This window comes from Microbulbifer sp. VAAF005 (assembly GCF_030012985.1).
In the GTDB taxonomy this organism is placed as follows: domain Bacteria; phylum Pseudomonadota; class Gammaproteobacteria; order Pseudomonadales; family Cellvibrionaceae; genus Microbulbifer.
Window position 1 is genome coordinate 4,033,797 of sequence record NZ_CP120233.1, and the last position, 26,006, is coordinate 4,059,802.

Genomic DNA, 26,006 nt, shown 5'->3' on the forward strand with positions numbered 1-26,006 from the left:
CCGTTCGCGGAGCTTAGTTAGAAACCGAGAAGTAGAAAGAGAGTTTGGCCGTTCTTGATGCCGGACCAGAGAACATAGTTTTATGTCGAAACGCGATTATTACGAAGTCCTCGGCGTCGAGCGCGGCGCTTCGGATGCAGAGCTGAAAAAAGCCTACCGCCGGGTGGCAATGAAGTTTCACCCGGACCGCAATCCCGATGACAAGGAATCGGAGAACAAATTCAAGGAGGCCAATGAGGCCTACGAGGTTTTGTCGGATTCCGAGAAACGCGCAGCTTATGACCAGTTTGGCCACGCCGGTGTGGAAGGCCAGATGGGCGGTGGCGGCGCCGGTGGATTCGGTGGCTTCTCCGATATTTTCGGCGATGTGTTCGGCGATATCTTCGGTGGTGGCGGCGGTGGCCGTCGCGGCGGCCCTGCTCGCGGTTCCGATCTGCGCTATGACCTGGAATTGGACCTGGAAGACGCAGTGCGCGGCACCACGGTCAAGATTCGCGTTCCGACTCTGGCAGCCTGTGGTACCTGTAGCGGTTCCGGTGCCAAGCCCGGTTCCTCTCCGCAAACCTGTGGCACCTGTGGTGGTGCTGGCCAGGTGCGTATGCAGCAGGGTTTCTTCTCTGTTCAGCAAACCTGCCCCAACTGTCGCGGTCGCGGGACCACTATTTCGGATCCCTGTGGCAGCTGTCACGGTCGCGGTCGTGTAGAGGAAACCAAAACCCTGTCCGTTAAGGTACCGCCCGGTGTGGATACCGGCGATCGCATTCGCCTGTCTGGTGAAGGTGAAGCGGGGCCCGATGGCGGCCCCGCTGGTGACCTCTATGTACAGGTAGTGGTAAAAGAGCACGATCTGTTCCAGCGCGATGGCAAGAACCTCTACTGCGAAGTGCCGATTAGTTTCGTTTCCGCTGCCCTCGGTGGTGAGCTGGAAGTGCCGACTCTCGACGGTAAAGTGAAGCTGAAGATTCCTGCGGAAAGCCAGACCGGCAAGCTGTTCCGCCTGCGCGGCAAGGGTGTTTCCCCGGTTCGCGGTGGTGCAACTGGCGACCTGCTGTGTCGCGTTGTGGTAGAAACTCCAGTGAACTTGTCCGGCAAGCAAAAAGACTTGCTGCAAGAGTTCTCTAATACCCTTAGCGAAAAGAAAAATTCACCGCGTCAGACCGGTTGGTTTGAAGGGGTGAAAAACTTCTTTGGTGATATGAAGCTTTAATCGCTGTTAGCACCGGCAAAACCTTAAATTGTTTTGCGGGTTGCCTATTCAAAAAGGCTCGAGAGCATTAGCTTTCGAGCCTTTTTTATTTCCGGGTGAGTTTTATCCCCCCAATTGAATACCTTCTATTGGGAAGTTTTTGTTCTCAAACGGGCCGCGAATTCACTCAGGAATTCCTGTTGGATTTTTTGCGCTTTGCGCAGTTGCTCCTTATTTAAAATACCTTCCAATTCTTTGTGTGTTTCCAGACTGATAGCTGCGAATTGAGCGCCAATTTCGCCGCGTTGCTTGGGGGTTAGAGCGACCTTTTCACCACTGAGTAATCCGTATTTTTCCAGCACTGCTTTTTTCTCTGCGAAGCTTTTTTGCATAATGGGTAATACGGTTTTTTCCTGTCCCGGGGTGAGCTGCAAACGCAGCGTCACCCAATCGGTAATATCATCATACTTCTCCCAAAAGTCTGGATTGGCATTTTGCTGCTGGGCAGATGCCGGCGTGCTGCCAAAAGCCAGGCTCAGAGAGATCACTACCACCATGATGTGCGGTAGATGGTTGGACAGGATCATCAGTCGCATATTGGCGCTCCATTTACCCCTCACAGTAAAGCGTAGCAGTGGCCGCTGATATCGCGTTTTGCGCAAGTATCCTCTTGGCAATTTAAAAATATGTGGATATTTCTTTTTGTTTTACTTTTGCGGAGTGACTAGCGATTTTTAGACTCGCTAATACTGGCTTACTGGTATCTATGCGCTCTACCGGGTGCGTTGTAGAATCCAGAACCTTATAGATTTGGACTGGAGTGCTGTGATGGCGGTAAAAGTGGCGGTGACGGGATTTGGTGGTCGAATGGGGCGAGCGTTGGCGGAGGCTTTGTCCCTGTCTGATAAAGCCGAACTGTCAGCGGCTATAGTGCGGCCTGGCTCCAGCTTGGTCGGCGCCGATGCCGGTGAAGTTGCCGGTCTGGGCCGCAGCGGCCTCGCTATTGTGGACAGCCTCGATAAGGCAGGCTTTGACGTACTTATTGATTTCACTGCCCCTAAAGCGACTGTGGAAAATACTGCCTATTGTGCGGAGAAAAACCTCCCCATTGTAATCGGCACCACGGGCTTTGATAGCGAGCAAAAAAATAAAGTATTGGCTTATACGGATCAGGTGCCGCTGTGCCTCGCCAGTAATTTTTCCACCGGGGTAAACCTGTGCTTTAAATTGTTGGAAACTGCTGCGCGGGTAATGGCGGAAGAGGCCGATATCGAGATTGTCGAAGCCCATCATCGCCACAAAGTGGATGCACCTTCCGGCACGGCACTGAGTATGGGAGAAGTGATTGCCGAAACTCTGGGGCGCGACCTGGATAAAGTGGCAGTTTACGGCCGCGAAGGTCAAACCGGTGCCCGCGATAGGGATACTATCGGTTTTGCCACAGTGCGCGGTGGTGACGTAGTGGGTGAACACTCGGTGATGTTCCTGGCAGAAGGTGAGCGGGTTGAAATTAGCCACCGCGCCAGCAGCAGGCTCTCTTTTGCTCGCGGTGCCGTGCGCGCGGCACTGTGGATGATGGGAGAGGAAGGGAGTGCGCGGGCGCCGGGGCACTACGATATGCGCGATGTGCTCGGCCTTAACTAACCTTACAAAGAGTAAATATATTCAGCGCCTGCAGGGGCGCTGCGAAATAAATTCCAGGTTTTCATTTGCCCGCCATTTTTGCGGGTAAAACTAAAAGACCGGCGACATTCGTTCGAGCGGTCACCCTGTAACCTTCCTTTGAGGATTCTTGCTTGGAAAGAAAGTTGATTGTCGGCAGCGAGGAGTGGTGCGGATTTCCCGCGCTAGGTATCCCGGCGATTAAGGCGCGTGTGGATTCAGGAGCTAAAACCTCGTGTTTGCATGCCTATAACATCCATACCTTTAAGCGCGATGGCGAACCCTGGGTGAGTTTTGAAGCGCATCCATTACAACACCAGCGCCGCCCATCGGTCCGCTGTGAAGCCCGACTTCTGGATAAGCGGCTAGTGCGCAGCTCTTCCGGTGAAAGTGAAAAGCGCCCGGTAATCCGCACCTCCATTTCCATTGGTGGCAGTGTCTGGGATATCGAACTGACCCTCACCAACCGGGACAGCATGGGTTATCGCATGCTGTTGGGGCGCGAAGCCATGATGGGGCGTATGCTGGTGGACCCTTCGGAAAGCTTTTGCCTCGGTGATATCCCCCAGAGCCAGTTGGATGAGTACTACCGGGATGAGCACCATATTGCCGGTACCGGCTTGCGTATTGGGGTGTTGGCATCGAACCCGGACCTCTATAGCAACCGACGCATTATGGAGGCGGGAGCTGAGCGCGGGCATCGCATGAGTTTTCTCGATATCCGCCAGTGCTATATGAAGCTCGATCCGGACGAGCCGGAAGTACACTACCGTGATGGCCGAATACTGAATGGCCTGGATGCAGTGATTCCCCGTATTCGCCCCAGCCAGACTTTTTACGGTTGTGCCCTGACGCGGCACTTCGAGAGCCTGGATATTTTTGCCCTGAATGGCTCTGCCGCTATCAGCCAGTCGCGGGATAAGTTATTTTCCCTACAGTTGCTGCAACAAAATGGCCTAAATATCCCCACCTCCGGGTTTGCCAATTCTCCGGTGGATACCAACGAGCTGATTGAAATGGTGGGCGGTGCGCCATTGGTGGTGAAGTTGCTGGAGGGAACCCAGGGGCGCGGTGTGGTTTTGGCAGAAACCCGCAAGGCTGGGGAGTCAGTGATTAATGCGTTTAAGTCCCTCAAGGCCAACCTTCTGGTACAGGAGTTTATTCGCGAGGCGCAAGGCAAGGATCTGCGCCTGTTTGTTATCGATGGTCGTGTGGTGGCCTCAATCCAGCGCGAGGCGGCGCCAGGGGAGTTTCGCGCCAATATTCACCAGGGCGGTACGGCTTCAGTGGTAAAGGTCACCGCTGAGGAAAAGCGCCTGGCGGTCAAGGCTGCCAAGGTGTTGGGGCTCAAGGTGGCGGGTGTGGATATTATTCGCTCTCGCAAGGGGCCGCTGTTATTGGAGGTGAATTCGTCACCGGGTCTTGAAGGCATCGAGAGCGCTACGCGTAAGGATGTGGCTGGAGCCATGATCATGTCTATCGAGAAGGCGCTGAAATGGCGCCCGATTGTGGCGGGCGAGGGCGACTAGTTATTGTAACTTCGGCCACGGCGGGGGCCTTTGCGTTGGGCTAACCTGAATAGGTGGCCGGGCTTTTCGCTGGCGCGCAAATAGAGCCGCAGCGAGCTTTGGCCACTGCGGGTAACAGCCCACCGCAACTTCCTTTCGGGAGGTGCAAACTGCAGGGTTTGAGCTTCTATGACGATATCCAGCCCAGGTTCACTTCGCACTATTCCCCCCTGATACTTTTCCTGACCGTACTTTTCACCGGTGTGGGTGCCCAGGCTGCGGTGCAGCTCTCCGATACGCCTTTGGGGCGGCGGGTAATGGTGGATTACATAGTGCACTTCGCCTACCACCTGCAGTGGCCGGTCAATGCCTTTGCCAACAGCAGTGCCCCGTTCAAGGTGTGCCTGATGGGTGGGGATTCTCTCGGTGAGCCATTGGCGGCCCGGTTCAAGAATCAGCGTATTGATGGGCGGAATGTGGAGCTTGAGAAGATCGAGGTCAAGGAGATGCTGCGGGCGCGCAAGTGCCAGATTGTGGTGCTGAGTACCCTGGATCGTCCCACACTGCTCAAGGCGCTGGTGGCACTGGAGTTTTTCCCGGTTCTGACGGTGAGCGATGCTGAGCGCTTTGCCACCACTGGCGGTATGATCGAGTTTGCCGACAGCGGCCGGGAGGTGGCCCTGCGTATGAATAAGACCATGCTGGAGAAGGCGGAGCTGAAAATGGGCAGCAGTCTTTTCCGGTTGGGACGCAAGCCGGAGTGAGATTTTCAGGGAAAGTAGCCTGGCGTATTTTTGCACTAGCGTCCAGAGGTGAATTCGCGTAGAATCTGCGCCCGATTTGGGCCGGTGCCGCGAAGCTGAATCGCGCAGCGTGAGCCTACTAAAAAGCTGGCGGCAACCGTCGGCCACTTTGTGAGAATCACGCGTGAACAGATTTTTAAAGCGAGATGAAGCTGCGATGTTTCATCTCGCTTTTTTATGCGCGCACCAGTCAGGAGCCCGCGTGCTCCGAAGCCCGCAAACCCCGCCCGGAAGCAGTTCTGAAGATTGGAGTTCAATTTGACTAAAGCTGTCCCTACGTCGGAGGCTTTCATGCCCCACAACTTTATGCAGAGTACAACTCCCGCGCTGCTGGTGCTCGCAGATGGTAGTGTCTTTGAAGGACGCGCAATCGGTGCCCATGGCAGTTCTGTTGGCGAGGTCGTGTTCAACACATCCATGACCGGCTACCAGGAGATTCTCACCGATCCCTCCTACGCCCGCCAGATTGTGACTCTGACCTACCCGCACATCGGCAACACTGGCACCAACCAGGAAGACGAAGAGTGCGCTGATATCTGGGCCGCCGGCCTGGTAATCCGCGACCTGCCGCTGCTGGCCAGCAGCTTCCGCAACGAGCAGTCCCTGGAGGACTACCTGCGCGAGCGCAATATCGTTGGTATCGCCGATATCGACACTCGTCGCCTGACCCGCCTGCTGCGCGACAAGGGTGCGCAGAGCGGTTGCATCGTTGCCGGTGACAATATTGACCGCGAAGAAGCCCTGGCCAAAGCCAAGGAATTTGCCGGTCTGAAAGGGATGGACCTGGCCAAGGTAGTGAGCACCAAGGAAGCCTACCCCTTTAGCGAAGGTACCTGGGAACTGGGCGAAGGCCACAAGGCCGCGCCGGAACAGCCTTTCAAAGTAGTGGCTTACGACTTCGGTGTGAAGCGCAACATCCTGCGTATGCTGGTGGATCGCGGCTGTGACATCACCGTAGTACCGGCGGAGACTCCGGCTTCCGAAGTACTGGCGATGAATCCCAACGGTGTATTCCTGTCCAATGGCCCCGGCGACCCCGAGCCCTGTGAATACGCGATCACCGCTATCCGCGAAATCCTGGACGCGGGCATTCCCACCTACGGCATCTGCCTGGGCCACCAGTTGTTGGGCCTGGCGGTGGGCGGTAAAACTGCCAAGATGAAGTTTGGTCACCACGGTGGTAACCACCCGGTACAAGACCTGAACAGCACCAAGGTGATGATCACCGCGCAGAACCACGGTTTTGAAGTGGACGCCGACAGCCTGCCGGACAATGTGGAAGTTACCCACAAGTCCCTGTTCGACGGTACCTTGCAGGGTATTCACCTGAAGGACAAGCCGGCCTTTAGCTTCCAGGGACACCCGGAAGCGAGCCCGGGCCCACACGATGTGGCGCCGTTGTTCGACCACTTTATCGATTTGATGAAAGAGCGCGCCTAAGGGCGTAGCCGCCCAGGGTAGGGCATTTAACCGCCGCTTTTGCGGCGGTTTTAACAAGAAACGAATGAAATTTAGCGCAGCCGGCCTTTGCCGGTAGTAGAACGGAAGAAAGATGCCAAAACGCACAGATATCCAAAGCATTCTGATTATCGGCGCAGGCCCCATCGTGATCGGCCAGGCGTGCGAATTTGACTACTCCGGCGCCCAGGCCTGTAAGGCGCTGCGCGAAGAGGGTTACCGGGTGATCCTGGTGAACTCCAACCCGGCCACCATCATGACCGACCCGGCCATGGCTGATGCCACCTATATCGAGCCGGTTGAGTGGCGCACCGTTGCCAAGATTATCGAGCAGGAGCGCCCCGACGCCATCCTGCCCACCATGGGTGGCCAGACAGCACTGAACTGCGCCCTGGACCTGGACAAGCACGGTGTCCTGAAGGAGTTCAATGTCGAGCTGATCGGTGCAGACAAAGACGCTATCGAGAAAGCGGAAGACCGCGACCTGTTCGACAAGGCGATGAAGGCGATCGGCCTGGAAACTCCGCGCGCCAAGATCGTCCACTCCATGGAAGAGGCGAAGAAAGTACCGGAAGAGTTCGGCTTCCCGGTAATTATCCGTCCGTCCTTCACCATGGGTGGTTCCGGTGGTGGTGTGGCCTACAACTGGCCGGAGTTTGAAGAGATCTGTAAGCGCGGTCTCGACCTCTCCCCCACCAACGAATTGCTGATCGACGAATCCCTGCTCGGCTGGAAAGAGTACGAGATGGAAGTGGTTCGCGATAAGAACGACAACTGCATCATCGTATGTTCCATTGAGAACTTCGACCCGATGGGTGTACACACCGGTGACTCCATCACCGTTGCCCCGGCGCAGACGCTGACCGACAAGGAATACCAGCTGATGCGCAACGCCTCTATCGCGGTACTGCGCGAGATCGGCGTTGAGACTGGCGGCTCCAACGTACAGTTCGGCGTTTGTCCGAAGACTGGCCGCGTGGTTGTGATCGAAATGAACCCCCGCGTATCCCGCTCCTCCGCACTGGCCTCCAAGGCCACCGGTTTCCCGATCGCCAAGGTCGCGGCCAAGCTGGCAGTGGGTTACACCCTGGACGAACTGCAAAACGATATCACCGGTGGTGCTACCCCGGCGTCCTTCGAGCCGTCCATCGATTACGTTGTCACCAAGATTCCGCGCTTCACCTTCGAGAAATTCGGTGAAGCCGATGCGCGCCTGACCACCCAGATGAAGTCTGTGGGTGAAGTGATGGCGATCGGTCGCACATTCCAGGAATCCCTGCAGAAAGCCTTGCGCGGCCTGGAAGTGGGCAGCTTCGGCCTGGAAAGCAAAATTGATCCGAGCAAAGACGGCGCTGAGACTCGTCTGCGCAGCGAACTCTCCATTCCGGGTGCCGAGCGCATCTGGTACGTGGGCGATGCCTTCCGTATGGGCATGAGCGTCGGCGAAGTTTACGACCTGTCCGGTATCGACCCCTGGTTCCTGGTACAGCTCGAAGAGCTGATCAAAATTGAAGAGCCGCTCAAGTCTCTGCCTACCTCGGCGTTGACCACTGAGCATATGCGCTTCCTCAAGCGCAAAGGCTTCTCCGATCGCCGCCTGGCGGACCTGCTGGGGGTGAGCCAGAAGACTGTGCGCGAATTCCGCCACAAGCTGGGTGTATTCCCGTCTTATAAGCGCGTAGATACCTGTGCTGCTGAGTTCAGCACCTCCACTGCTTACATGTACTCCACCTACGATGAGGAGTGCGAAGCGCAGCCGTCTGACAAGAAGAAAATCATGGTACTCGGCGGTGGCCCCAACCGTATCGGCCAGGGCATCGAGTTCGACTACTGCTGCGTACACGCCGCTCTGGCGATGCGCGAAGACGGTTATGAGACCATCATGGTCAACTGTAACCCGGAGACTGTCTCCACCGACTACGACACTTCCGACCGCCTCTACTTTGAGCCGGTAACCCTGGAAGACGTGCTGGAAATTGTTGCCAAAGAGAAGCCGGAAGGCGTGATCGTACAGTTCGGTGGCCAGACTCCGCTGAACCTGGCGCGCTACCTGGCCAACGAAGGTGTGCCTATTATCGGTACCACCCCAGAGCAGATTGACCGCGCGGAAGACCGCGAGCGCTTCCAGCAGATGATCATGCGTCTCGGCCTCAAGCAGCCGAAGAATGCCATCGTGCGCTCTGTCTCCGAAGCCATCCAGGCGGCGAAAGACGTGGGCTACCCGCTGGTTGTGCGCCCGTCATACGTACTGGGCGGCCGCGCCATGGAGATCGTCTACAAAGAAGACGAGCTACTCACCTACATGAAAGAAGCGGTACAGGTTTCTGACGAAGCACCGGTACTGCTGGATCACTTCCTCAACGCCGCCATTGAGGTGGATATCGATGCGGTATCCGATGGCAAGGACGTTGTGATCGGCGCCATCATGCAGCACATTGAACAGTGTGGTGTTCACTCCGGTGACTCCGCCTGCTCCCTGCCGCCTTACAGCCTTCCGGCGGATGTGCAGGACCGTATGCGCGAAGAAGTCAAAGCCATGGCCCGCGAGCTGGGCGTAGTTGGTCTGATGAATACCCAGCTGGCCTACCAGGACGGCGAGATCTACGTGATCGAGGTGAACCCGCGCGCTTCCCGTACTGTACCTTTCGTCTCCAAGTGCATCGGCACTTCACTGGCGAAAGTGGCTGCGCGCTGTCAGGCGGGTATCAGCTTGCAGGAGCAGGGCTTTACCGAAGAAATCGTACCGGACTACTACTCCGTTAAAGAGTCTGTATTCCCGTTCAACAAGTTCCCGAAAGTGGACCCGATTCTCGGCCCCGAGATGAAATCCACCGGCGAAGTAATGGGCGTAGGCGCTACCTTCGCAGAAGCCTTCGACAAGGGCCTGGTTGCCGCTGGCGACCGCCTGCCGGAGTCCGGACGCGCATTTATCTCTGTGCGTGACTTCGACAAGGCCGACGCAGTGGGCGTAGCTCGCGATCTGGTGGAACTGGGCTTCGAAGTAATTGCCAGCCGCGGCACCGCCAAGGTCTTGCAAGAAAACGATATTCCCGTTACAACCGTCAACAAGATGAGTGAAGGTCGCCCGCATATCGTCGATATGATTAAAAACGACGAGATTGCGCTGGTGGTGAATACCACCGAAGGGCGTCAGGCGATTCGCGACTCTGCGGATATCCGCCGCAGTGCCGAGAATCACCGGGTGTGTTACACCACCACCCTGGCAGCGGCTCAGGCCATGGCGATGGCCATGCGTCAGGAGCAGCCGCTACAGGTTCGCCGCCTGCAAGACCTTCACCAGCGTGTCGTAAAGCTGTCTTAATAGCTTTAAAACCAACTTGTGAAATCCAACCGGGCCCCGTGATCTCACTGGGCCCGGTTTCGTCGTAACAATAATGGAGGTCCCACATTGAACCGGGTACCAATGACCGTTGAAGGCGCAGAAGCGCTGCGCTCAGAGCTGGACAATCTGAAGAAAGTTGAACGCCCTACTGTTGTACAGGCGATTGCTGAAGCGCGCGAACACGGTGATTTAAAGGAAAATGCCGAATACCACGCGGCGCGGGAAAAGCAGGGCTTTATCGAAGGCCGTATCCAGGAAATCGAAAGCAAGCTTTCCCACTCTCTGGTCATTGATGTGAAAAGCATTGAGCCCAGTGACAAGGTAATTTTCGGCACTACGGTAACGATTATTCACCTGGATGATGAGAAGGAAGTCACATACAAAATTGTGGGTGACGACGAAGCCGATGTGAAAAAGCACAAGATCTCGGTGAACTCCCCGATTGCCCGTGCGCTGATTGGAAAGGAAGTAGGTGATGTGGTGGTAGTCCAAACACCTTCCGGTGCGGTGGAGTACGAAATCGATGCAGTGGAGCACCTGTAAACTACAGGTGATAAAAAAAGGGCGGCCCATGGCCGCCCTTTTTTGTTGTTGCCAGCTCTACTGGAAAACGTAACTCTGGTTAGCATGGCCAGACTGCATTACCGTGGCAGTTTCGTAGAGGCCAAATTGTCCAACCAGGCTATTGTTGTTGTGTCCTGATTGACGTGCCATAGCGGTATGCCCGACACCAACCTGTCCTAAATACACATCATTGTGGTGGCCTCTCTGGCGAGTACGTCCGCTGTGATCGAACCCGGCCTGGGAAATATCTGCTTCTTGGTTGTGGCCGCGCTGGCGCATACGAGCGTAGTGGTCACCACCTAGCTGACGGATATCACCATCGTTGGATTCACCAGACTGGCGCATGCCCGCATCATGGCCGAATCCGCTCTGGTAGGTATCTGCGTTATGCAACTCCCCTCTCTGGCGGATAACTGTCTCAGAACCAACACTTAAAACCTGGGTAGCGGTTGCGGTGTTGTGGCTGTCATTCTGAATAATTACTGCGGAGTTACCAGCACCGACAAACTGATAGGTGAGGGCGTAGTGGTTGTCGCCGGATTGCTGGTGGGCGGAATAGCTGCCGAGCTGCCCGATTTGGTATGTCTCCGAAACATTGGTTTCGCCAGACTGAAAGCTGAACGACTCATTTCCGGCGCCGCCGGTTTGCAGTAATTCCGCTGAGTGGTGATCACCCTCTTGGTACTGGTAGCCATAGCTACCGAGCTCAATGCTATGAGTGATCTCTGCGTCATTACCATGGCCGTGCTGTTCCTGCATGGCGTTGTTATCCCATGTCAGCGGTCCGGTTTGATCGATGGTGGCATTGTTGTGGCCGCCATTCTGGTCCTGAGTGGCAGTGTTGCCGCCCGCGTAAGCGGTTCCACTGATGGCCAGGGTTAGGGCTACAGCGATAGGGGTCAAAGTCTTCATGAGTGTCTCCATTACTACAAACTTCAATGAGCATCACATGGTGAAATACCAGCCTAAATGGCTGAAAGGGGGTGGCACGTCATCCTGCGCCGAGGGTTTTACAGCAGGTGCACCTAGCCTGGGGGGCAGGTATCACTGTAAAGAGGGGGAGCAGCGTTGCCACAAAGGCATTGCCGCCAATCAAACAGGTAAGTGGGAGAGTAGGACTGATACATTTTGATGGCTTCCCTGATACTGCTTAGGAGTCCAAAATTTCGTTCCGTCCTCAATATTCTTGCCGGGAATTGAGGCAGTCGCTATAGGAGAGAAGTTGTAAATCCTTGAGAAGAAAGTTCTATTGCAGAGTGCCGAATTTAGCTTTTCTCTCTCTATAGCTTTTGCCCGTCGTTATGAATAGCGCAGAGGTTTAAGTCGGATTTCTCGATTGGCAGTTTTGCTGCGAGTCGATTTACTGGGAAATATTGCTGCTATTGGAAATGCCGATCTGTAGGGTATTACTGGACGCCCCCGCTCTCATCTGGCTGGCTTGGACCTGGTTAAATAAGCCAATCTGGGTACTGCTGGCCATCTGGTTAAGGCCCTGTTGAGAAAATGAGACAGTATTTTCAAGCCCAATTTGGTTTGATTGGTTGGTATTACTTACACCAGCTTGCAGAGAATTTGCTGAATTCAATAAACCCTCTTGTGAAGCTGATGATGAATTTCCCGTGCCCAGCTGCTCCATTTCGGAAAAGTTAAGTGCGCCTGCCTGGGTAATTGAAGATTCATGAGCGATGCCGGTTTGCTCACTGATACCTAAATTAAGCAAACCCGCCTGTGAGATTGAGGCATTACCCGTAAAACTGAATACTTGTGCCACAGCGGCGACATTGGCTCTATCTGTCTGCTCAATATTGACGCTGTTATTGGCCCCGGAAATTTGTACCGTGGTGGCAACCTGCCCCTGGCCATCCTGAGTGTGCAGGGAGAAACCGTTTATTTGGTTAACTTGCCGGGTGAGCGATCTGCTATTAGAGCCAATCTGTACGCTCTGTCCCGCATTGTCGCTCCCAGTAGATTGGGAAACTCTGGAAAAATGATTGCGGCCAGTTTGAAATTGGGAAATTGTGCTATTTATTTCTATGGATTGAATGCCGGTGGCGTCATTAAAAAAGCCAATTTGCTCTTGCAGGATTAAGTTGCCCTCATTAAGCGGAAACCTCTGGTTGGCAACGGCATTGTTGCCAATACCAATTTGTATCTGCTCTACGGTTTGGTCATTCCCAAAGGCGGAATGGACGGAAAGAAATGCGATAAATGTGACTACCGGTGAGTAAATAACTTTTTTCACGAATGCCTCCACGACTACATAACAAGGAGCATGAAAATTACGGCTTTGAAGTGCGGTGTTGGCAAGCAAACATAAGGAAATTACTACTGAAAATTAAATTCCGGACAGTAATTATTAAGAGCGCTAAAAGCGAATTGAGCCAGCTACCGCTATTTTCATTGTTGATGGCGGTATAGTAAGTTTCCATAGGGCCTTATTCTCAATTTAATGAGAAATAAGTATCAAGAAATGAGTGCTTTTACTTCAGGAATCCAGTCGGAATAAGTTGATCTTACTCCGACCGGTAATAACTCCGTTACTGTAAAACCACTGCCGTATTACCGGTACCGGTTTGGGTAATATTGGCGGACTGGGAGAAACCATTTTGAATCACAGTTGCGTCATTCATACTGCCAGATTGATTGACGATCACCATATGTCCGCCGCCTAATCCACCATTACCCGCTTGCATAATGTTAGCGGAATTCAAGAAACCATCCTGGGTGACAAAGGCACTGTTATACCAGGATACTTGCACGATGGTGGCCATGTTGCCCTCGCCATCCTGATAGAGGTCCAGTTCGTTGTACATATCGGACTGGGCAACATCTGCACTATTGGCAGCGCCGATTTGCTGAATGCTGGCGTAGTGTCCAGTACCTTCCTGACTGATCATGGCCTCGTGGCTTGAGCCTTGCTGGAATATCAACGCATCGGAATTAAAGCTTGCGTATTGACCAATCAATGCGCCGTGGAGTTCGCCCATTTGCTCAATAACAGAGACATTATCGCTACCTAGGTGTTGTTGGATTTCTGCTTCATTACCCGATCCCACCTGCCGTATTGTTGATTGCCCATGCTGTGTGGCCAATTGGTAACTATTGGCACGATTATTAGAGCCCGACTGGAATATTTCTACGCTATTTGCGATCCCACCCATTTGCAGGCTATAGGCGTCGTTAAGACTGCCTTCTTGTATTTGGATAATTGAGCTTTCAATTTCGTTTTGCTGTACGGCCTCTGCAATATGAGCAGAGCCGTCTTGACTGATCTCCAGGTGATTGTCGATAGCGCTTGGATCAGTTTGATCTGCTACAGCTGAGTTACTGGAGCCACTTTGGGTGATTAATGTAGTATTTTCTGCAGCATAACCCAAGCTGGTGGCAGATATCGCCAATACCAGTGGAATTACGGTAATCTTCTGCACGGCTAACTCCTGTGTATTACCGTCTAGTGGTAAATCCGGTCGTTAAAACTTTTGCCTGTGTTACCTGTGAAGTGAGTAACGTCAAAATGTGAGAAATCGTTTACATGGAAAACTGTAGACGAAGAATTTTGAAACCTCTGCTACGTAAGAAAATATTGATGCAGTATTTTTATCAGCTAAGGAAAGAATGCCATTCTTTGGGTAGCTCTTTGAGTGACTCATAAATTAAAGCTGGCATTGAAAAATGCATTCTTTCCTCTATCTACATTGAAAATATAATAACCTTCAGCTGGAACGAATATGCCGCTACTGTATGATAAATCCTTGGTTTAACACACCATTCTGAATGCCAACGGCCGTTTGATTGTCAACGCTCTGGGTAATAGTGTGAAGATTAGTTGTTCCTATCTGGGTACTGCTTGCTGATTGCATTGCTCCAGCTTGATCCACGATGGACATATTGCCAATACCATCTTGTAGCGTAGAAACCAACAAAATATCTCCCGTCTGGGTCTGGGTACTAATGTTTCCATCTCCTATCTGGGTACTTGTTGCTACCAGGATGTCACCCGTTTGTATAGAAAAATAAGTATTCAGATTGCCCGTTTGCGAGGAGGTCAATAGATTATCAAACCCTGTTTGTTCGGCATCTGCGCTATTTTGATCACCCGTTTGAGACACATTTAGGCTGTTAAACGTGGTGGTAGTTTGAGTCACTAACATCTGGTTATCAAAACCAGACTGATAGAGGTTGACTGTATCGAAACTACTGTCTGTTTGGGAGAAAATGATGTCATTTGCAGAATTGAACTGAGAAATGTCAACAAAGCTGGAAGAAGTACTGTCCTGTAAAGTAGAGGCGAAATTTCCAGCGCTCTCCTGATAGATATTTACCTCTGCATCATCTGAGAAATTAGTTTGAGTCGAGTCAGCTTCATTCCCCAGTGTTACCTGTTCATGTCTGATGATACTCAAGTTGGTTGAAGTGTCTTGCAGGCTATTGCTTACCTGTGCTTCATCTGCCTGAATAACCTCAATGAGGTTGTTAGTTGCTGTTGGGTCTACTTGGTTTGCAGTCACCTGGTGATTGTTACCCGTTTGTTCCACGGTAGTTGTATTTCCATCCGCATAAGCAATTGACCCGACAAGGCATAAACTGATGCCCACGGAAATTGGTGTCTGGATTCGCATCGATATCTCCGATTGAAGGTAAGGTGGATTTTTCTTATCCCCATGATTTCAGTTGCGGTGAAGCATCAAGCCTAGGAAGGACAAAAGACTCCATAGATAGGGTGTGGCATTTATTGCGCAAGGAGTTTGGCACACCTTGTTTTATTGCTATCCCTAATAGGTATTATCACTGGAGTACCTGATAATACCCTGATGCTTGTTTGAGTTTTATCGTAAGCCTCAAGTATTGCTATGGGAAGTTAGTGCCTAAAAAATAGGAAAAACTTCTTTGTTGTTGTTTTCGGCGTTAACTGAATATGCCCGTAAAGGGATACGATAAACGGATTTAAGCGAAAGGTTTGTAGAGTTATAGAGAGGTTCAGATTGGGCTACCTGTTAGAGTAGCCCGTTAATAAACAACTAAATGTGATGTTATTGAAAAATAAAGCCCATATTATTGCTGCCATTTTGAGTGGCATTGGCTGTTTGGCTGATGCCATTCTGGCTGGTCTGGTGTGAGTTGTTTGTTCCTATTTGTAAGGTGGTTGCCAAGTTATTGGTACCGCCTTGATTCATATTAATCATATTCATAGAGCCTATCTGAGTCGATGATCCGGTTGCGAATGTCCCGAACTGTCCATGAAAAGAGGTGTTATTATCACCATCCTGCATAATGGTGATCGAACCCTGCTGACTACTTTGTACAGCACTGATTGTGTTTGAAGTACCAATCTGAGTGGCATCAATCAAGTGGGCCAGACCTGTCTGCGTATATCCAGCACCATTTGAATCTCCAGATTGTGAAGATATGGTGGTACTTGAGTCGCTATTTGCTTGGGTAACTGTAGCCAGGTTTTGAGTGCCAAATTGCTCAAAGTCGGCATTGTCAGAAACGCTATTTACCTGGCTGATAGTGGCAGACTGAAGGGTTCCGAATTGCTCAACACTACCGCTGCTGGTTGTTGTATTAGTTTGGCTTGTAGTTACGCTGTGACTAACGCCGTCCTGGTAGACAGTCGCTGTTGTATTAGTAGCTGCCGTTTGAGTTGAAAAAATGGAATTGCTGTCTCCGAGTTGTTCCTGATCAATTCCATTAGAGGTGCTGTTTGTTATCTGCGTAGCATTAGCAGTATTTAGATTCCCGGACTGAATTTGAGTAACTAAATTTCCAATAGCAGTAGGATCACCCTGATCCACAGTGGCGCTATTGGTTAATCCGCTTTGTAAAACTGTAGCGGTATTATTGGATGCGATAGCACTGTAGCTTGGGATACACAGTAAGAGTCCAATGGTTAACGTTTGGTAGCGTATCATTTTATCTCCGTGGGATTTTAATTTTGAATATAAAAGATCTTGAACAGCTTGAATGAAACGAAGAAGCTGATTATCTGGTAGATATAGTGATTTTTACTTCTTAAACACTATATATGCAGAACTATTGTAGAGTGTTCACCTATGGTGGCTATGAGAACTTAGTATGGATAAATTGAGATTAAAGTTTGTGAGATAATTTTTTCGTTAAAAAAAGGCCGACTTTAACAGTCGGCCTTTATCTTGATTACTGAATAATTACTGCCACATTGCCATCGCCCACTTGTGCAGGAGCGGCTGCGTTGAAATCACCTACTTGGGTCACAGTTATGGTGTTGAAGTTGCCAACTTGTGATGATGTGGCGCTATTAAAATCGCCAGGTTGTGTCACGGTCAGGTTATTGAAAGTACCATCCTGAGCCGCCTGGGAGAAGTTATCGAAACCACTTTGGGTAACGACAGCAACATTAGTGAGTCCCACTTGTTCTGTGTATGCCCAGTGGTCACCGCCACTTTGGTTGTGGACCAAAGTCTGGGTAGTACCGTCTTGCAAGCCCTCACTGTAGTTTCCGTCATCAGTCTGGCTAAAGAACAAGGTGTTGAAAGAGCCATCCTGGAAGGAGAAAGTGGTGCTGTTGCTCGCAGATATTTGCTGGTGAGCGACAGTGTTAGTATCACCGGCCTGGATCATATTCATGGTGTTCTGCGTGCTATTACTTTGCGTTGCAGAAGCGGTGCCATTGGTGCCGGTTTGAGTAATAATTGCGCTATTCAGTGAAGTCAGGGTTTGAATGGCGACTGCCACATTACCGTCACCGGATTGATTAACTACGGCGGTGTCATTTGCACTGGTAGTCTGGGCAATAGTTGCATCTTGCGGGCCACCGCTTTGATTTATCACGGCAACACTGGTATCTACAAAGCTCTGAGTAGTCGATGCAAACTGGCCGTCATTTATCTGGGTGATAGTAGCCACTGGCACATTGGAATCGTTCTGGAATGATTCCGCGTAATTCATATCTCCTACTTGAGTTTGAGTAATTACTCCTGAATCATTATTGCTGGATTGCTCAGCATAAACTTCATTCGTATCACCAGTTTGAGTCTGGGTGATAACGTTGTTGGTTACCGTTGGATCACTCTGATCAGCGGTTGCCATGTTACCAGTACCGTTCTGATTGAGAATGGCGGTATTGTTCGTGGCGAGGGCTCCGGTGCTGGCAATCGCCAGAAGAACACTGGCGGCAATAGGTGTGTACTTGGTCATCTGTAACTCCATATAGATGTCAAATATCGCTGTACAGCTTTTACAAACAAAAAGAAAACAGCATCATTTGATATTGGAAGAGTCTCATCCTCAGGCATATTACAACTGTGTCTGAAGTATGTGAGGAAACTGGGATGAACCCGACTGCTTAATAACCTTCACATTCCTTGTGAAAACCTAGCAATATCATTTAAACAGCAGCTTGATGCTGATTAGAGTTTTGTCGTCTTCTGGAGTTACAGCCATAGGACGGAAGTGCCGAAACCTTAGGAATAAAGTTCTTTTTTGAACTAGCTATGGCAAATAATGTCAGCTGATTTGAGGGACGGCATTAAATGCATGAAATGGTTGTTTCATGCGAATTTAGGGGCTAGTAATAATAATTGAAGCTTGCACTTAGCCCACCAAGTTGAAAATAGGCCGGTATTTTAAGCCGGCCTATTCCCTTGATTATTGAATAATAACTGCGACGTTGAAATCACCTATCTGGGTAGGTGTAGCCATGTTGGTATCGGTTGCCTGGGTCACAGTAATCGTGTTGTTGTTACCTGTCTGCGAGGCAACAGTGGTATTGAAATCGCCGGGCTGGGTAACGGTTAAGCTATTGAATGTTCCATCTTGGTAGCCTTCAGAATAGTTATCAAAGCCTGTTTGGGAGATAACACCAATATTGGTGGTGCCCACTTGCTCAGTATAAGCCCAGTGATCATCTCCAACTTGAATATGAGTCAAGCCCTGAGTAGTACCATTTTGGAAGCCCTCGCTGTAGTTCCCATCACCTGCTGTCTGTGATGAAGTGAATGTGTTGGAAGTGCCATCCTGGAACGAAACTGAGGTGCTGTTGGTTACCAGATTTTGGATAAGTACTACAGAGTTTGTGGTACCTGCCTGGAGAGCATTAACAGTGCTCGATGTACTGGAAATTTGAGTAGAAGTTGCAGTATTGGTGGTTCCTGTTTGGGTTAATGTTGCGGTGTTAAATGAACCATTAGTTTGAATAACATTACCTACGTTACCGTCTCCGGACTGAGTCACTACAGCAGTGTCATTCGCACTGATAGTTTGAGTTACTGCTGCTGTTTGTGGACTACCACTTTGAGTGACAACAGCAACGCTGGTGTCTACAAAGCTTTGTGTAGTCGTTGCAAAGTGACCGTCGTTGATTTGGGTGATAGTAACAATCGCAGTACTGGAATCATTCTGGAAGGACTCTGCGTCATTCATATCCCCGGCTTGAGTTTGGGTAATTACACCGGAGTCATTAAAGCTGGTTTGCTCTGCATAAACTACGTTGTTGTCACCGGTTTGGGTTTGTGTGATCAGGTTGTTGGATACAGTGGCATCACTCTGATCAGCAGTGGCCATGTTGCCAGTGCCATTTTGGGTGAGAATGGCAGTATTGTTGGCCGCGAGGGCTCCGGTACTGGCGATCGCCAGAAGAACACTGGCGGCAATAGGTGTGTACTTAGTCATCAGTAACTCCATAGAGATGTCAAATATAGCTGTACAGCTTTTTACAAATAAAAAGAATTCAGCATCATTAGATATTGGGAGCGTTTTGTCTCAGGACACGATACCGCTGTGCCAGGCGTATGTGAGTTATCTGGAGTGAAACCGACAGCTTTTAACCTTCACATTCCTTGTGAAACATCTAGCAATATCATTTTTAACAGCAGCTTGATGCTGACTAGAGTTTTGTCGGCTTCGGGAGTTGCGGCTATAGGACGGAAGTGTCGAAATTTTAGGAATAAAGTTCTTTTTTAAGCCTTTGATGACAAATGTGAGCAGCTGGTTTTTTGAAATGACACAAAATTTGAGGAATTGTTGCTGCAGGCGATCCGGCTACTCAAATGGATAATTTAACTTTTGTAGTTGTGACTGTTGATAAATTAATCAGTAAAAATGTAGGACTGAATAAGTCGAGGTAATCGGTTTTTGGAGAATTGATATATGCTTTAAATATTAGTCATACTGACTTATTTGTGTTGTTATGGCAGTTCCGACAACGGTGACTGAAGTATGTAAGCCGTTCCCACTTTGGTAAATATTTACGTTATGAAAGCTGCCGATTTCTTCCACTTGTGCACTATTTTGTATTCCAATTTGAGATATGCCTGCTGTGTTTCCAACTCCATACTGATCGATATCTATAAAATTCTCAAAGCCCACCTGTATTAATAATGCAAAGTTGTAATCTCCGACTTGGCTGGATGAGACTATATTGTCTTTGCCGGATTGGGTGACAGCTAAGTTATTTCTATTGCCGTCCTGATGGGCAGAAGTGTAGTTGCTGCTACCTGTTTGGTAGGTGTGGACTCTATTTCCCCCGCCTTCCTGATTTATGACGCTTAAATTTGAGATCGAATAAAGATTGGCTGCGCTCAATTCGCTGGCGACAGCCAATTCACTACTGCTATCCAAGTCTGAACAAAATCCTGTGCCAGGGAAGATTGCTACTGCCAGCAAAAAGGTGGCAGGGTAAGTGCTACTGATTTTATGGTACATCTTTTCAACCTTTCGAATTTCAGGATAGGCACAAAGTAAATTTTGAAGGCTTTAATTTCTACATAATGACGGTGCTGTCATTTAAGTAGTACTGCAATATTGGATTCTCAATTTCATCCGGGTTGGCGAGTGCCCAGGAGTTGTGGACAATGCCTTCACTGATCAAGTGAATTACAGCGGATTCCATCGCTGAAAGCATAGCAAGCTGTGCCGGTTCGTTATAGGTAGTACCTGCTTCCAATTCCAATAGGCGTCGATATTTAACATAGCGGAATACATCGGCACTAATTGCTTTTGAATAGACCGTTTTGGAGGTTAATACTGAGTGTAATACCCGCCCGGAGCGAATATCAATGGCTCTCAAGTTAACTGTTACCTGGTCCACACGGTATTGCTCATCAGCGCCAATACCAAAGTATCGAGCGCCTGCGCCACCGGTTTGAATATTTTGGTCGTAGGCAACAATGCCACCTTCCAATAAGACGTTCGCAGCTACGAGAGTGGGAAGTGGCACACTGTTATTGACGGGAATATCCGGCTTGGTTAATCCTGCACGGATAATTTTCCGTTCAGTTAACAGATTTTGTAAGCCCTCACGCTCTAGCGGGATAAACCAGCCAGATTCATTGAGCACGTCCATCAACATAGCCGCGCCACCCTGAGTAACCGCAGTCGAGAAACTACTATTCGGTGCGGGCTTATACTGACCGGTTTGGTCGCGGAAGCCATAAACCGCTACCAATATTTTACCTTTTGGTTCAGGAAGATTGATTAGGTCCCGGTAGGTATTTTTCCTAGGGGTGAGCATTGCATCTGTGATGCCCGGACCAAAAAGTGCATCGCCCACATCTTTGACTGCAGAGCAGCTGCTTAGCGTCATTAATGTTGTTACGATGGGCAAAGCTATCACTTTTTTTATTGCATTACGCATTGCCAAAGAATCCTTTGAAATTTAAAGGTTCATTAGTTTGTCGGGTTTAATCCGCTTACAACGATTTCGCTTTTATCTCCGGTACTTCGATCGGTGATAAGTACTGTTAGGACACCATCGTTATCAACAATTTGTACGATAAAGTCGTCGGTAATCAGCTCTCCACTATTGCCGTCACCAACATCGGTAAGGAGTTGGTTTAGTAGACGGGTTTCCAGTGAATCGCTGAATCTATCCAGGGCACTGGGCTGCTCATAGAGGCTGTCAACCTTGTCAGGGTCTTCGTGGGTATCTTGGGACTGTGCATTTTGCAGTAAGTAGGTGCCGTTGAGTGGGTTGCCACCAAAGTTAGGGTTTACCGGTTCATAGATTAATTCGGTGGCGGAGATATGGTGGTAGGAGACCGCTGCCAGAGAAAAGACGGCGGTTCCTAGTAATGACTTGATTTTCATTAGAATTCATCCTTACCCAAATCAAAGGTGTCTGTGAGTGAGCTGCGAACACGCGATTGCAGTACTTCCTGGTGAATATACTGAGCGGCCTCATCGGCCAAGCGATGTATATTGTTGGTGCTTGGACTGATAAAACGCCTAAAAACAATTTTGTCGTTATAGGTAACCCAAATTAGATTTCCCCATCGGGCCGACGGCCTTTCATAAATTGTTAAGTTGTACGTAGCATCTGGGTAATTGAGGTTTCTGTATTCGCTCATGAAGCGAGCAAAATCATGCCCGGTGCGAGTTATTGTTCGATCTATATTAAATCCGCTGATTTCATCTTCGAGTTTTCCAGAATCGGTATCTGCTGGAGGAACCTCTGTGTCATCCTGGCCAAAGGCCAGGGATGCACACAGTGTCAACATCAACAGGGTTAGTCTCATATCCTCTCTTCCTGGAGATTGAGCTTGGCCCAATTACTGGCCTGCAGCCGGTTTTTAACTCCAATTTTTCGGAAAATGTTGTACATGTGATTTTTCACAGTGTGTTCGCTAAGGTGCAATTTTGTTGCGATAACACTGTTGGGTTCACCGGTAGTGAGTTGTCCGAGTATTTCCTGTTCCCTGCGGGTAAGAGGGAGGGAGTTTTGTGGGCTGATATGTTGTCGCCCCTCGGCACTGTGAATCGCGGTATCCAATTTGTGAATAAGGTTTTCCTGACTGGTATTGCTGTCACAAAGTAGGTGAAAACCTTTCTGGCGTAACTTTTCCGATATATGAATGGGTAGGTTGGCTGGGAGATTAATCAGTAAAGCTTTTGCATGACTAATCTTCTTTAGATCTGAAAGAAACTGTTTTGAGTCAGAGCTCACACCAATTTGCCAGCAATCTATCACGATAGCCTGATAATGCTGCAGGCAGTTTTTTTGTTTTCCAATGCTAGATTTTTCCCAGGGTATGGGAATAGCTTGTGAAAACAGTGAAAATAATAGATCGCCTTGAAGGCCGGAGTTGCTAAAAAAAAGAACCGGCATATACCTCGTACCTCTCCTTGATACAGATAGATCTCTCTCGAAATAAGAGTTTGACCTTCCATCGACTCCTGTCGTTTAGGTTCCCAAAATTACCCCACGTTATCTGCCATGACGACGTGGGAGTCAGCGTAAAATCGTTTCTGCCATGTTAGGGAAAAACACTCACTCAATGAGAATTTAGTTTGGAGTGTAGACGTAGGAGGGATAAGTCTTAGGAAAAAATGTGCCTTATTTATTTGTAAATATTTTTAGTGTTTTTTTGCTGTAGTTTAAGATCGCTAAATAATTGCTTTTGTTCAGTTAGAATATCTGAAAATAAGCGTTCAATTTATTTTTTTGGCATTTTGTGTCTTGTGTTTGGTGCTGTTTTTTTATTTGGCAAGTATTGCATTTGATTGATGCTTAATTGTACTCGTTAAAGACCTTTATTCGCTTTGCTCTGTCGCTGGAGTGCAATTAATTTTCTACAGAAAAAGAGGTTTTCAGGTGCCTTTCCTATGTCACCTCTTATGCCTTTTTTTGTTGAGTTGTCGCAACTGCCTAATGCCTATGTCAGTTTTCCCTGTGTTTCCTATGATTGGAGCCGATTACAATGGTGAAACTGTCGTCATACTACTGTACAAATTGTGAACTTTTGGGCGGATGTGCTGTCCGCAGCTGTTAGGATAGAGGCCAATTGGGCTGATAATGAAGGGGGAGAGATGAGTCAACTAATGCAAAGTTTACCACTTTGGCTTTGGGGCATCCTGGGTTTGATTGTATTGTTCTTGGCCCGTGAGCCTGTGCATCGCGCCGTATATGCGATAGCACGTCTGGGCCATCGGGCGTTGCGCTTTGTGGCGAGTAATATTGATTCTGCAGAACAAAGACTGGTAGAGCGCAATCGAGAAGTACTTTTTGCTGAAGGCCGGGACACGGCAGAGCGCCAGATTGAAAGAGAATTTGAACGTATTGAGCAAACCGTAAAGCGGGATTTGGCACTGTATCCAACCTTGCATCGAAAGCTCTGTGAACAGCTCAGCAGCTTGGATGAGGACTATGTACGCAGTGCTGAAATAGCTCCGGAACCATCAAACTGGGCCCGGGCGATTCGCGCCGTTTCGGAAATTCCCGGCAAAGAAGACCCGGTGGTAGCTGATGTTCTCGACACTATTAACCAGTCAATGCGTAAAGCTGAGTCCAAAGCTCTGGAGTCTTATCGCGAGTCGACGCGGGAAAGGCATCAATTACTAAAACGTATGCTGCCTAGTTGGCGTGCAATGCTTTCAACTTTGGGGCGCATTAACAAAAATGTAGAGTCGGTTATTCGGCGGGCCAAAGCGCTGGATGGCCATATGGAGCGCTATGAAGAGATTCTTCAGGAATCGGATAAGAGTCTTCATTTGCTATCTTCTTCCTCTTTCAGCCGTTTTCTGACGGCTTCTTTGGTGTTAATGGTTGCCTTGGCTGGGGCCATGGTGAATTTTCAGTTACTGGCACAACCTATGGCAGCTGTACTGGGCACTGAAGCTTCACTTGGTGGCTATAGCCTCGCCAGTATTTCAGCTGCGGTGGTTATATTTTTACAGGTCACTGTCGGATTGGTGATTATGGAGTGCCTCCAGGTTACCCGAATGTTTCCTTCGGTAGGCTCCTTAGGGGAAAGTACGCGCAGGTTATTATTGGGAGTGGCTTTGGCACTCTTATTGATTTTGGCAGGTGTCGGTGGAAACCTGGCCTTTTCACGAGAGTTGATCCTGCAGCAGCAATTATTGGGTTCTGAACAGCTCTGGCCAATCCCACTGGCACAAATGGGGCTAGGGTTTGTACTTCCTCTGATTTTGGCTTTTCTGGCAATTCCCTTGGAGCAGTTTATCCGTTCAGCGCGAACGGTAATTGGTATTGGGGTGGGCTTATCCCTGCGGGGAATGACCTTAATACTGCGGTTTTTGGCGATGGCTTCACTGCACTTAGGTGTTTTGGTTAATCGCTTTTACGACATCGTTATTTTTGTTCCCCTCTGGTTACAGGCTTTATATGTCCGTCAGAAACAGGGAACTGGCAGTGAGGCTAAAGAACCGGCGGAGAAAGAAGAGTCCAAAAAGAATACCGTGCTTGCTGACACTGATTCTGTTGCCAAATTAGTGGAAGAGGCGTAATCGAAGCTAACACTATCCAGCTTGAAAACTGACAAAATAATAAGTGTGGTGAGCATGTTTTGGTTGTGGTTCTTTTTAATTGCCCTAGTCGTCCTTTTTCTTTATGCCCGGTCTGCACCGGGTAAACCTTGTCCCCTGTGGTTTCCTCAAGGGGAGGGGCCGATGGTGATCGCACATGGTAATGACTGCGGCAATGGCCTCTATCCAGGAAACACGGCGATTTACCTTGAAAAAATGGTGCAACTGGGCGTGGATGCTATTGAAGTGGATCTGTGGCTCACTGCCGATGGCCATTTAGTGTTGATTCACGACAGGGAGCTGGAAATATTCTCTGATGGGGCGGGGTTTGTAGAGGATAAAACCTTAGAGCAGCTGCGTCAGTTAAATGTTGCCTATCTCTGGACTCGGGATGGAGAGCATTACCCCTATAGAGAAAAGCCTCTGCGAGTGTTGACTCTGGAAGAGGCGCTGGCAATGGTGGGGGATATGCCAATGATACTGGAGATTAAAAGCCGTCAGTATCGCGCTGCAAAAGTGTTGAAGGATGTGCTGGCAAAGTGTGGAAAAGGCGAGCAGGTCGTTGTTTCCTCTTTTCACCAAGGGGTGATTAATGAGTTTCGTCGACTCTGTCCTCAAGTGGCGACGGGTACGCCTACCGTAGAGGCGGTGGTATTTTATATTGCACAGTTACTCCGAGCAGAGAAATTGTTGCGCCCAAGCTATAGCGCAATGCAGCTGCCGATGGAGCAAAAAGGTATTCCCGTAGTTACTGAAAGTATGGTGTGCGCCGCTAATAAGAAGAACGTCCACTTGGCGGTATGGACAGTGAATGGTATGGAGAATTACCGGCGCTATATTGATCTGGGCGTACACGGCATTGTGACTGACCGACCGGATCTGCTGTTGGAGATGTTGGCGCAGCAGCGAGAAACTTTATTGAAGCAGGCAGCCTGACTCGATTGATATAAGGAATAAGTCAACTGATGGAGATCGTAGTTTTTCTATTTACGACTATTTGTATTATTGGCTTCATTTCAGGTCTTACTGCTGCCATTAGTATCTCTGTTTTGAGTAAGTATGCTGTTGGCGCGCCACGACTTCTTAAGTTGTCAGGGGTTTCGTTACTCTTTAAAAAGTACTATCCAAACCACAATAAACAGAGAAAAGTGACTCTCGCTCTAGAGGTTATTTGCGTGGCTTGTATCTTGCTTGCGTTTTTGGTGCTAATTATCTGTATTCCAGAGATGAGAGATCTGGTTTTT

22 protein-coding genes and 1 pseudogene are annotated in these 26,006 nt (G+C 49.6%); 10 read left to right on the forward strand and 13 right to left on the reverse strand.

Features of this window, described 5'->3' with window-relative positions; genetic code table 11:
• Nucleotides 1–82 precede the first annotated feature (82 nt).
• Nucleotides 83–1,207 (forward strand): molecular chaperone DnaJ, encoded by a 1,125-nt coding sequence (dnaJ, locus tag P0078_RS18120; RefSeq protein WP_282931314.1) that lies wholly within the window; start codon nucleotides 83–85, stop codon nucleotides 1,205–1,207.
• Between the two features lie 125 nt (nucleotides 1,208–1,332).
• Here dnaJ and P0078_RS18125 read toward each other — a convergent pair whose 3' ends face one another.
• Nucleotides 1,333–1,782: a hypothetical protein gene (locus tag P0078_RS18125; protein ID WP_282931315.1), complete on the reverse strand. Its 450-nt coding sequence runs from the start codon at nucleotides 1,780–1,782 to the stop codon at nucleotides 1,333–1,335.
• A gap of 232 nt (nucleotides 1,783–2,014) precedes the next feature.
• Between P0078_RS18125 and dapB the strand changes: the two genes are divergently transcribed.
• The 7 genes and pseudogenes from dapB (at nucleotide 2,015) to greA (ending at nucleotide 10,503) form a co-directional block, all read left to right on the forward strand.
• Nucleotides 2,015–2,830 (forward strand): 4-hydroxy-tetrahydrodipicolinate reductase, encoded by an 816-nt coding sequence (dapB, locus tag P0078_RS18130; protein ID WP_282931316.1) that lies wholly within the window; start codon nucleotides 2,015–2,017, stop codon nucleotides 2,828–2,830.
• Nucleotides 2,831–2,994: 164 nt separating this feature from the next.
• A pseudogene (locus tag P0078_RS18135) lies at nucleotides 2,995–3,384 on the forward strand (ATP-dependent zinc protease family protein); the annotation flags it as partial.
• Nucleotides 3,385–3,468: 84 nt separating this feature from the next.
• The gene (gene rimK, locus P0078_RS18140) at nucleotides 3,469–4,377 is read left to right on the forward strand and encodes a 30S ribosomal protein S6--L-glutamate ligase (RefSeq protein ID WP_282934640.1); all 909 of its coding nucleotides are present in this window, start codon (nucleotides 3,469–3,471) and stop codon (nucleotides 4,375–4,377) included.
• Between the two features lie 53 nt (nucleotides 4,378–4,430).
• Nucleotides 4,431–5,120 (forward strand): YfiR family protein, encoded by a 690-nt coding sequence (locus tag P0078_RS18145; protein ID WP_282931317.1) that lies wholly within the window; start codon nucleotides 4,431–4,433, stop codon nucleotides 5,118–5,120.
• A gap of 330 nt (nucleotides 5,121–5,450) precedes the next feature.
• A complete protein-coding gene (gene carA / locus P0078_RS18150) occupies nucleotides 5,451–6,599 on the forward strand; it encodes a glutamine-hydrolyzing carbamoyl-phosphate synthase small subunit (RefSeq protein WP_282931318.1) in 1,149 nt (382 codons plus the stop codon).
• Between the two features lie 112 nt (nucleotides 6,600–6,711).
• The gene (gene carB, locus P0078_RS18155) at nucleotides 6,712–9,939 is read left to right on the forward strand and encodes a carbamoyl-phosphate synthase large subunit (RefSeq protein ID WP_282931319.1); all 3,228 of its coding nucleotides are present in this window, start codon (nucleotides 6,712–6,714) and stop codon (nucleotides 9,937–9,939) included.
• Nucleotides 9,940–10,026: 87 nt separating this feature from the next.
• On the forward strand, nucleotides 10,027–10,503 hold the full coding sequence (greA, locus tag P0078_RS18160; protein WP_282931320.1) for a transcription elongation factor GreA: 477 nt from the start codon (nucleotides 10,027–10,029) through the stop codon (nucleotides 10,501–10,503).
• 57 nt (nucleotides 10,504–10,560) lie between these two features.
• On the opposite strand, the gene P0078_RS18165 is transcribed toward greA, so the two are convergent.
• The 12 genes from P0078_RS18165 to P0078_RS18220 form a co-directional block, all read right to left on the reverse strand.
• Nucleotides 10,561–11,436: a hypothetical protein gene (locus P0078_RS18165; RefSeq protein WP_282931321.1), complete on the reverse strand. Its 876-nt coding sequence runs from the start codon at nucleotides 11,434–11,436 to the stop codon at nucleotides 10,561–10,563.
• Between the two features lie 448 nt (nucleotides 11,437–11,884).
• On the reverse strand, nucleotides 11,885–12,766 hold the full coding sequence (locus P0078_RS18170; RefSeq protein ID WP_282931322.1) for a hypothetical protein: 882 nt from the start codon (nucleotides 12,764–12,766) through the stop codon (nucleotides 11,885–11,887).
• Nucleotides 12,767–13,061: 295 nt separating this feature from the next.
• Nucleotides 13,062–13,952, reverse strand: coding sequence for a hypothetical protein (locus P0078_RS18175; RefSeq protein ID WP_282931323.1), 891 nt, complete (start codon nucleotides 13,950–13,952; stop codon nucleotides 13,062–13,064).
• A 306-nt stretch (nucleotides 13,953–14,258) separates the two neighbouring features.
• Nucleotides 14,259–15,143, reverse strand: coding sequence for a hypothetical protein (locus P0078_RS18180; protein WP_282931324.1), 885 nt, complete (start codon nucleotides 15,141–15,143; stop codon nucleotides 14,259–14,261).
• A gap of 411 nt (nucleotides 15,144–15,554) precedes the next feature.
• The gene (locus P0078_RS18185) at nucleotides 15,555–16,436 is read right to left on the reverse strand and encodes a hypothetical protein (RefSeq protein ID WP_282931325.1); all 882 of its coding nucleotides are present in this window, start codon (nucleotides 16,434–16,436) and stop codon (nucleotides 15,555–15,557) included.
• Between the two features lie 244 nt (nucleotides 16,437–16,680).
• Complete coding sequence (locus tag P0078_RS18190; RefSeq protein WP_282931326.1) at nucleotides 16,681–17,700, reverse strand: hypothetical protein; 1,020 nt, start codon at nucleotides 17,698–17,700, stop codon at nucleotides 16,681–16,683.
• 450 nt (nucleotides 17,701–18,150) lie between these two features.
• Nucleotides 18,151–19,173, reverse strand: coding sequence for a hypothetical protein (locus P0078_RS18195; RefSeq protein ID WP_282931327.1), 1,023 nt, complete (start codon nucleotides 19,171–19,173; stop codon nucleotides 18,151–18,153).
• A gap of 489 nt (nucleotides 19,174–19,662) precedes the next feature.
• Complete coding sequence (locus tag P0078_RS18200; RefSeq protein ID WP_282931328.1) at nucleotides 19,663–20,205, reverse strand: hypothetical protein; 543 nt, start codon at nucleotides 20,203–20,205, stop codon at nucleotides 19,663–19,665.
• A 58-nt stretch (nucleotides 20,206–20,263) separates the two neighbouring features.
• Nucleotides 20,264–21,136 carry a CsgG/HfaB family protein gene (locus P0078_RS18205; protein ID WP_282931329.1) on the reverse strand — a complete coding sequence of 291 codons (873 nt, stop codon included), beginning with the start codon at nucleotides 21,134–21,136 and terminating at the stop codon, nucleotides 20,264–20,266.
• 32 nt (nucleotides 21,137–21,168) lie between these two features.
• A complete protein-coding gene (locus tag P0078_RS18210; RefSeq protein ID WP_282931330.1) occupies nucleotides 21,169–21,588 on the reverse strand; it encodes a curli assembly protein CsgF in 420 nt (139 codons plus the stop codon).
• On the reverse strand, nucleotides 21,588–22,016 hold the full coding sequence (locus tag P0078_RS18215; protein ID WP_282931331.1) for a CsgE family curli-type amyloid fiber assembly protein: 429 nt from the start codon (nucleotides 22,014–22,016) through the stop codon (nucleotides 21,588–21,590). Before P0078_RS18215 ends, P0078_RS18210 begins: the two co-directional genes overlap by 1 nt.
• Nucleotides 22,013–22,444, reverse strand: a complete 432-nt coding sequence (locus P0078_RS18220) for a response regulator transcription factor (protein ID WP_282931332.1) — start codon at nucleotides 22,442–22,444, stop codon at nucleotides 22,013–22,015. Before P0078_RS18220 ends, P0078_RS18215 begins: the two co-directional genes overlap by 4 nt.
• Nucleotides 22,445–23,307: 863 nt before the next feature.
• On the opposite strand from P0078_RS18220, the gene P0078_RS18225 reads away from it, so the two are divergent.
• The gene (locus tag P0078_RS18225; RefSeq protein WP_282931333.1) at nucleotides 23,308–24,744 is read left to right on the forward strand and encodes a hypothetical protein; all 1,437 of its coding nucleotides are present in this window, start codon (nucleotides 23,308–23,310) and stop codon (nucleotides 24,742–24,744) included.
• Between the two features lie 162 nt (nucleotides 24,745–24,906).
• Nucleotides 24,907–25,698, forward strand: coding sequence for a glycerophosphodiester phosphodiesterase family protein (locus P0078_RS18230; RefSeq protein ID WP_282931334.1), 792 nt, complete (start codon nucleotides 24,907–24,909; stop codon nucleotides 25,696–25,698).
• Nucleotides 25,699–26,006 lie beyond the last annotated feature (308 nt).

Coding starts and splice junctions, on each gene's coding strand:
- dnaJ (WP_282931314.1), top strand. CDS start 83: ATGTCGAAACGCGATTATTACGAAGTCCTCGGCGTCGAGCGCGGCGCT.
- P0078_RS18125 (WP_282931315.1), bottom strand. CDS start 1,782: ATGCGACTGATGATCCTGTCCAACCATCTACCGCACATCATGGTGGTA.
- dapB (WP_282931316.1), top strand. CDS start 2,015: ATGGCGGTAAAAGTGGCGGTGACGGGATTTGGTGGTCGAATGGGGCGA.
- carA (WP_282931318.1), top strand. CDS start 5,451: ATGCCCCACAACTTTATGCAGAGTACAACTCCCGCGCTGCTGGTGCTC.
- carB (WP_282931319.1), top strand. CDS start 6,712: ATGCCAAAACGCACAGATATCCAAAGCATTCTGATTATCGGCGCAGGC.
- P0078_RS18165 (WP_282931321.1), bottom strand. CDS start 11,436: ATGAAGACTTTGACCCCTATCGCTGTAGCCCTAACCCTGGCCATCAGT.
- P0078_RS18180 (WP_282931324.1), bottom strand. CDS start 15,143: ATGCGAATCCAGACACCAATTTCCGTGGGCATCAGTTTATGCCTTGTC.
- P0078_RS18185 (WP_282931325.1), bottom strand. CDS start 16,436: ATGATACGCTACCAAACGTTAACCATTGGACTCTTACTGTGTATCCCA.
- P0078_RS18190 (WP_282931326.1), bottom strand. CDS start 17,700: ATGACCAAGTACACACCTATTGCCGCCAGTGTTCTTCTGGCGATTGCC.
- P0078_RS18195 (WP_282931327.1), bottom strand. CDS start 19,173: ATGACTAAGTACACACCTATTGCCGCCAGTGTTCTTCTGGCGATCGCC.
- P0078_RS18200 (WP_282931328.1), bottom strand. CDS start 20,205: ATGTACCATAAAATCAGTAGCACTTACCCTGCCACCTTTTTGCTGGCA.
- P0078_RS18205 (WP_282931329.1), bottom strand. CDS start 21,136: ATGCGTAATGCAATAAAAAAAGTGATAGCTTTGCCCATCGTAACAACA.
- P0078_RS18210 (WP_282931330.1), bottom strand. CDS start 21,588: ATGAAAATCAAGTCATTACTAGGAACCGCCGTCTTTTCTCTGGCAGCG.
- P0078_RS18215 (WP_282931331.1), bottom strand. CDS start 22,016: ATGAGACTAACCCTGTTGATGTTGACACTGTGTGCATCCCTGGCCTTT.
- P0078_RS18225 (WP_282931333.1), top strand. CDS start 23,308: ATGAGTCAACTAATGCAAAGTTTACCACTTTGGCTTTGGGGCATCCTG.
- P0078_RS18230 (WP_282931334.1), top strand. CDS start 24,907: ATGGTGATCGCACATGGTAATGACTGCGGCAATGGCCTCTATCCAGGA.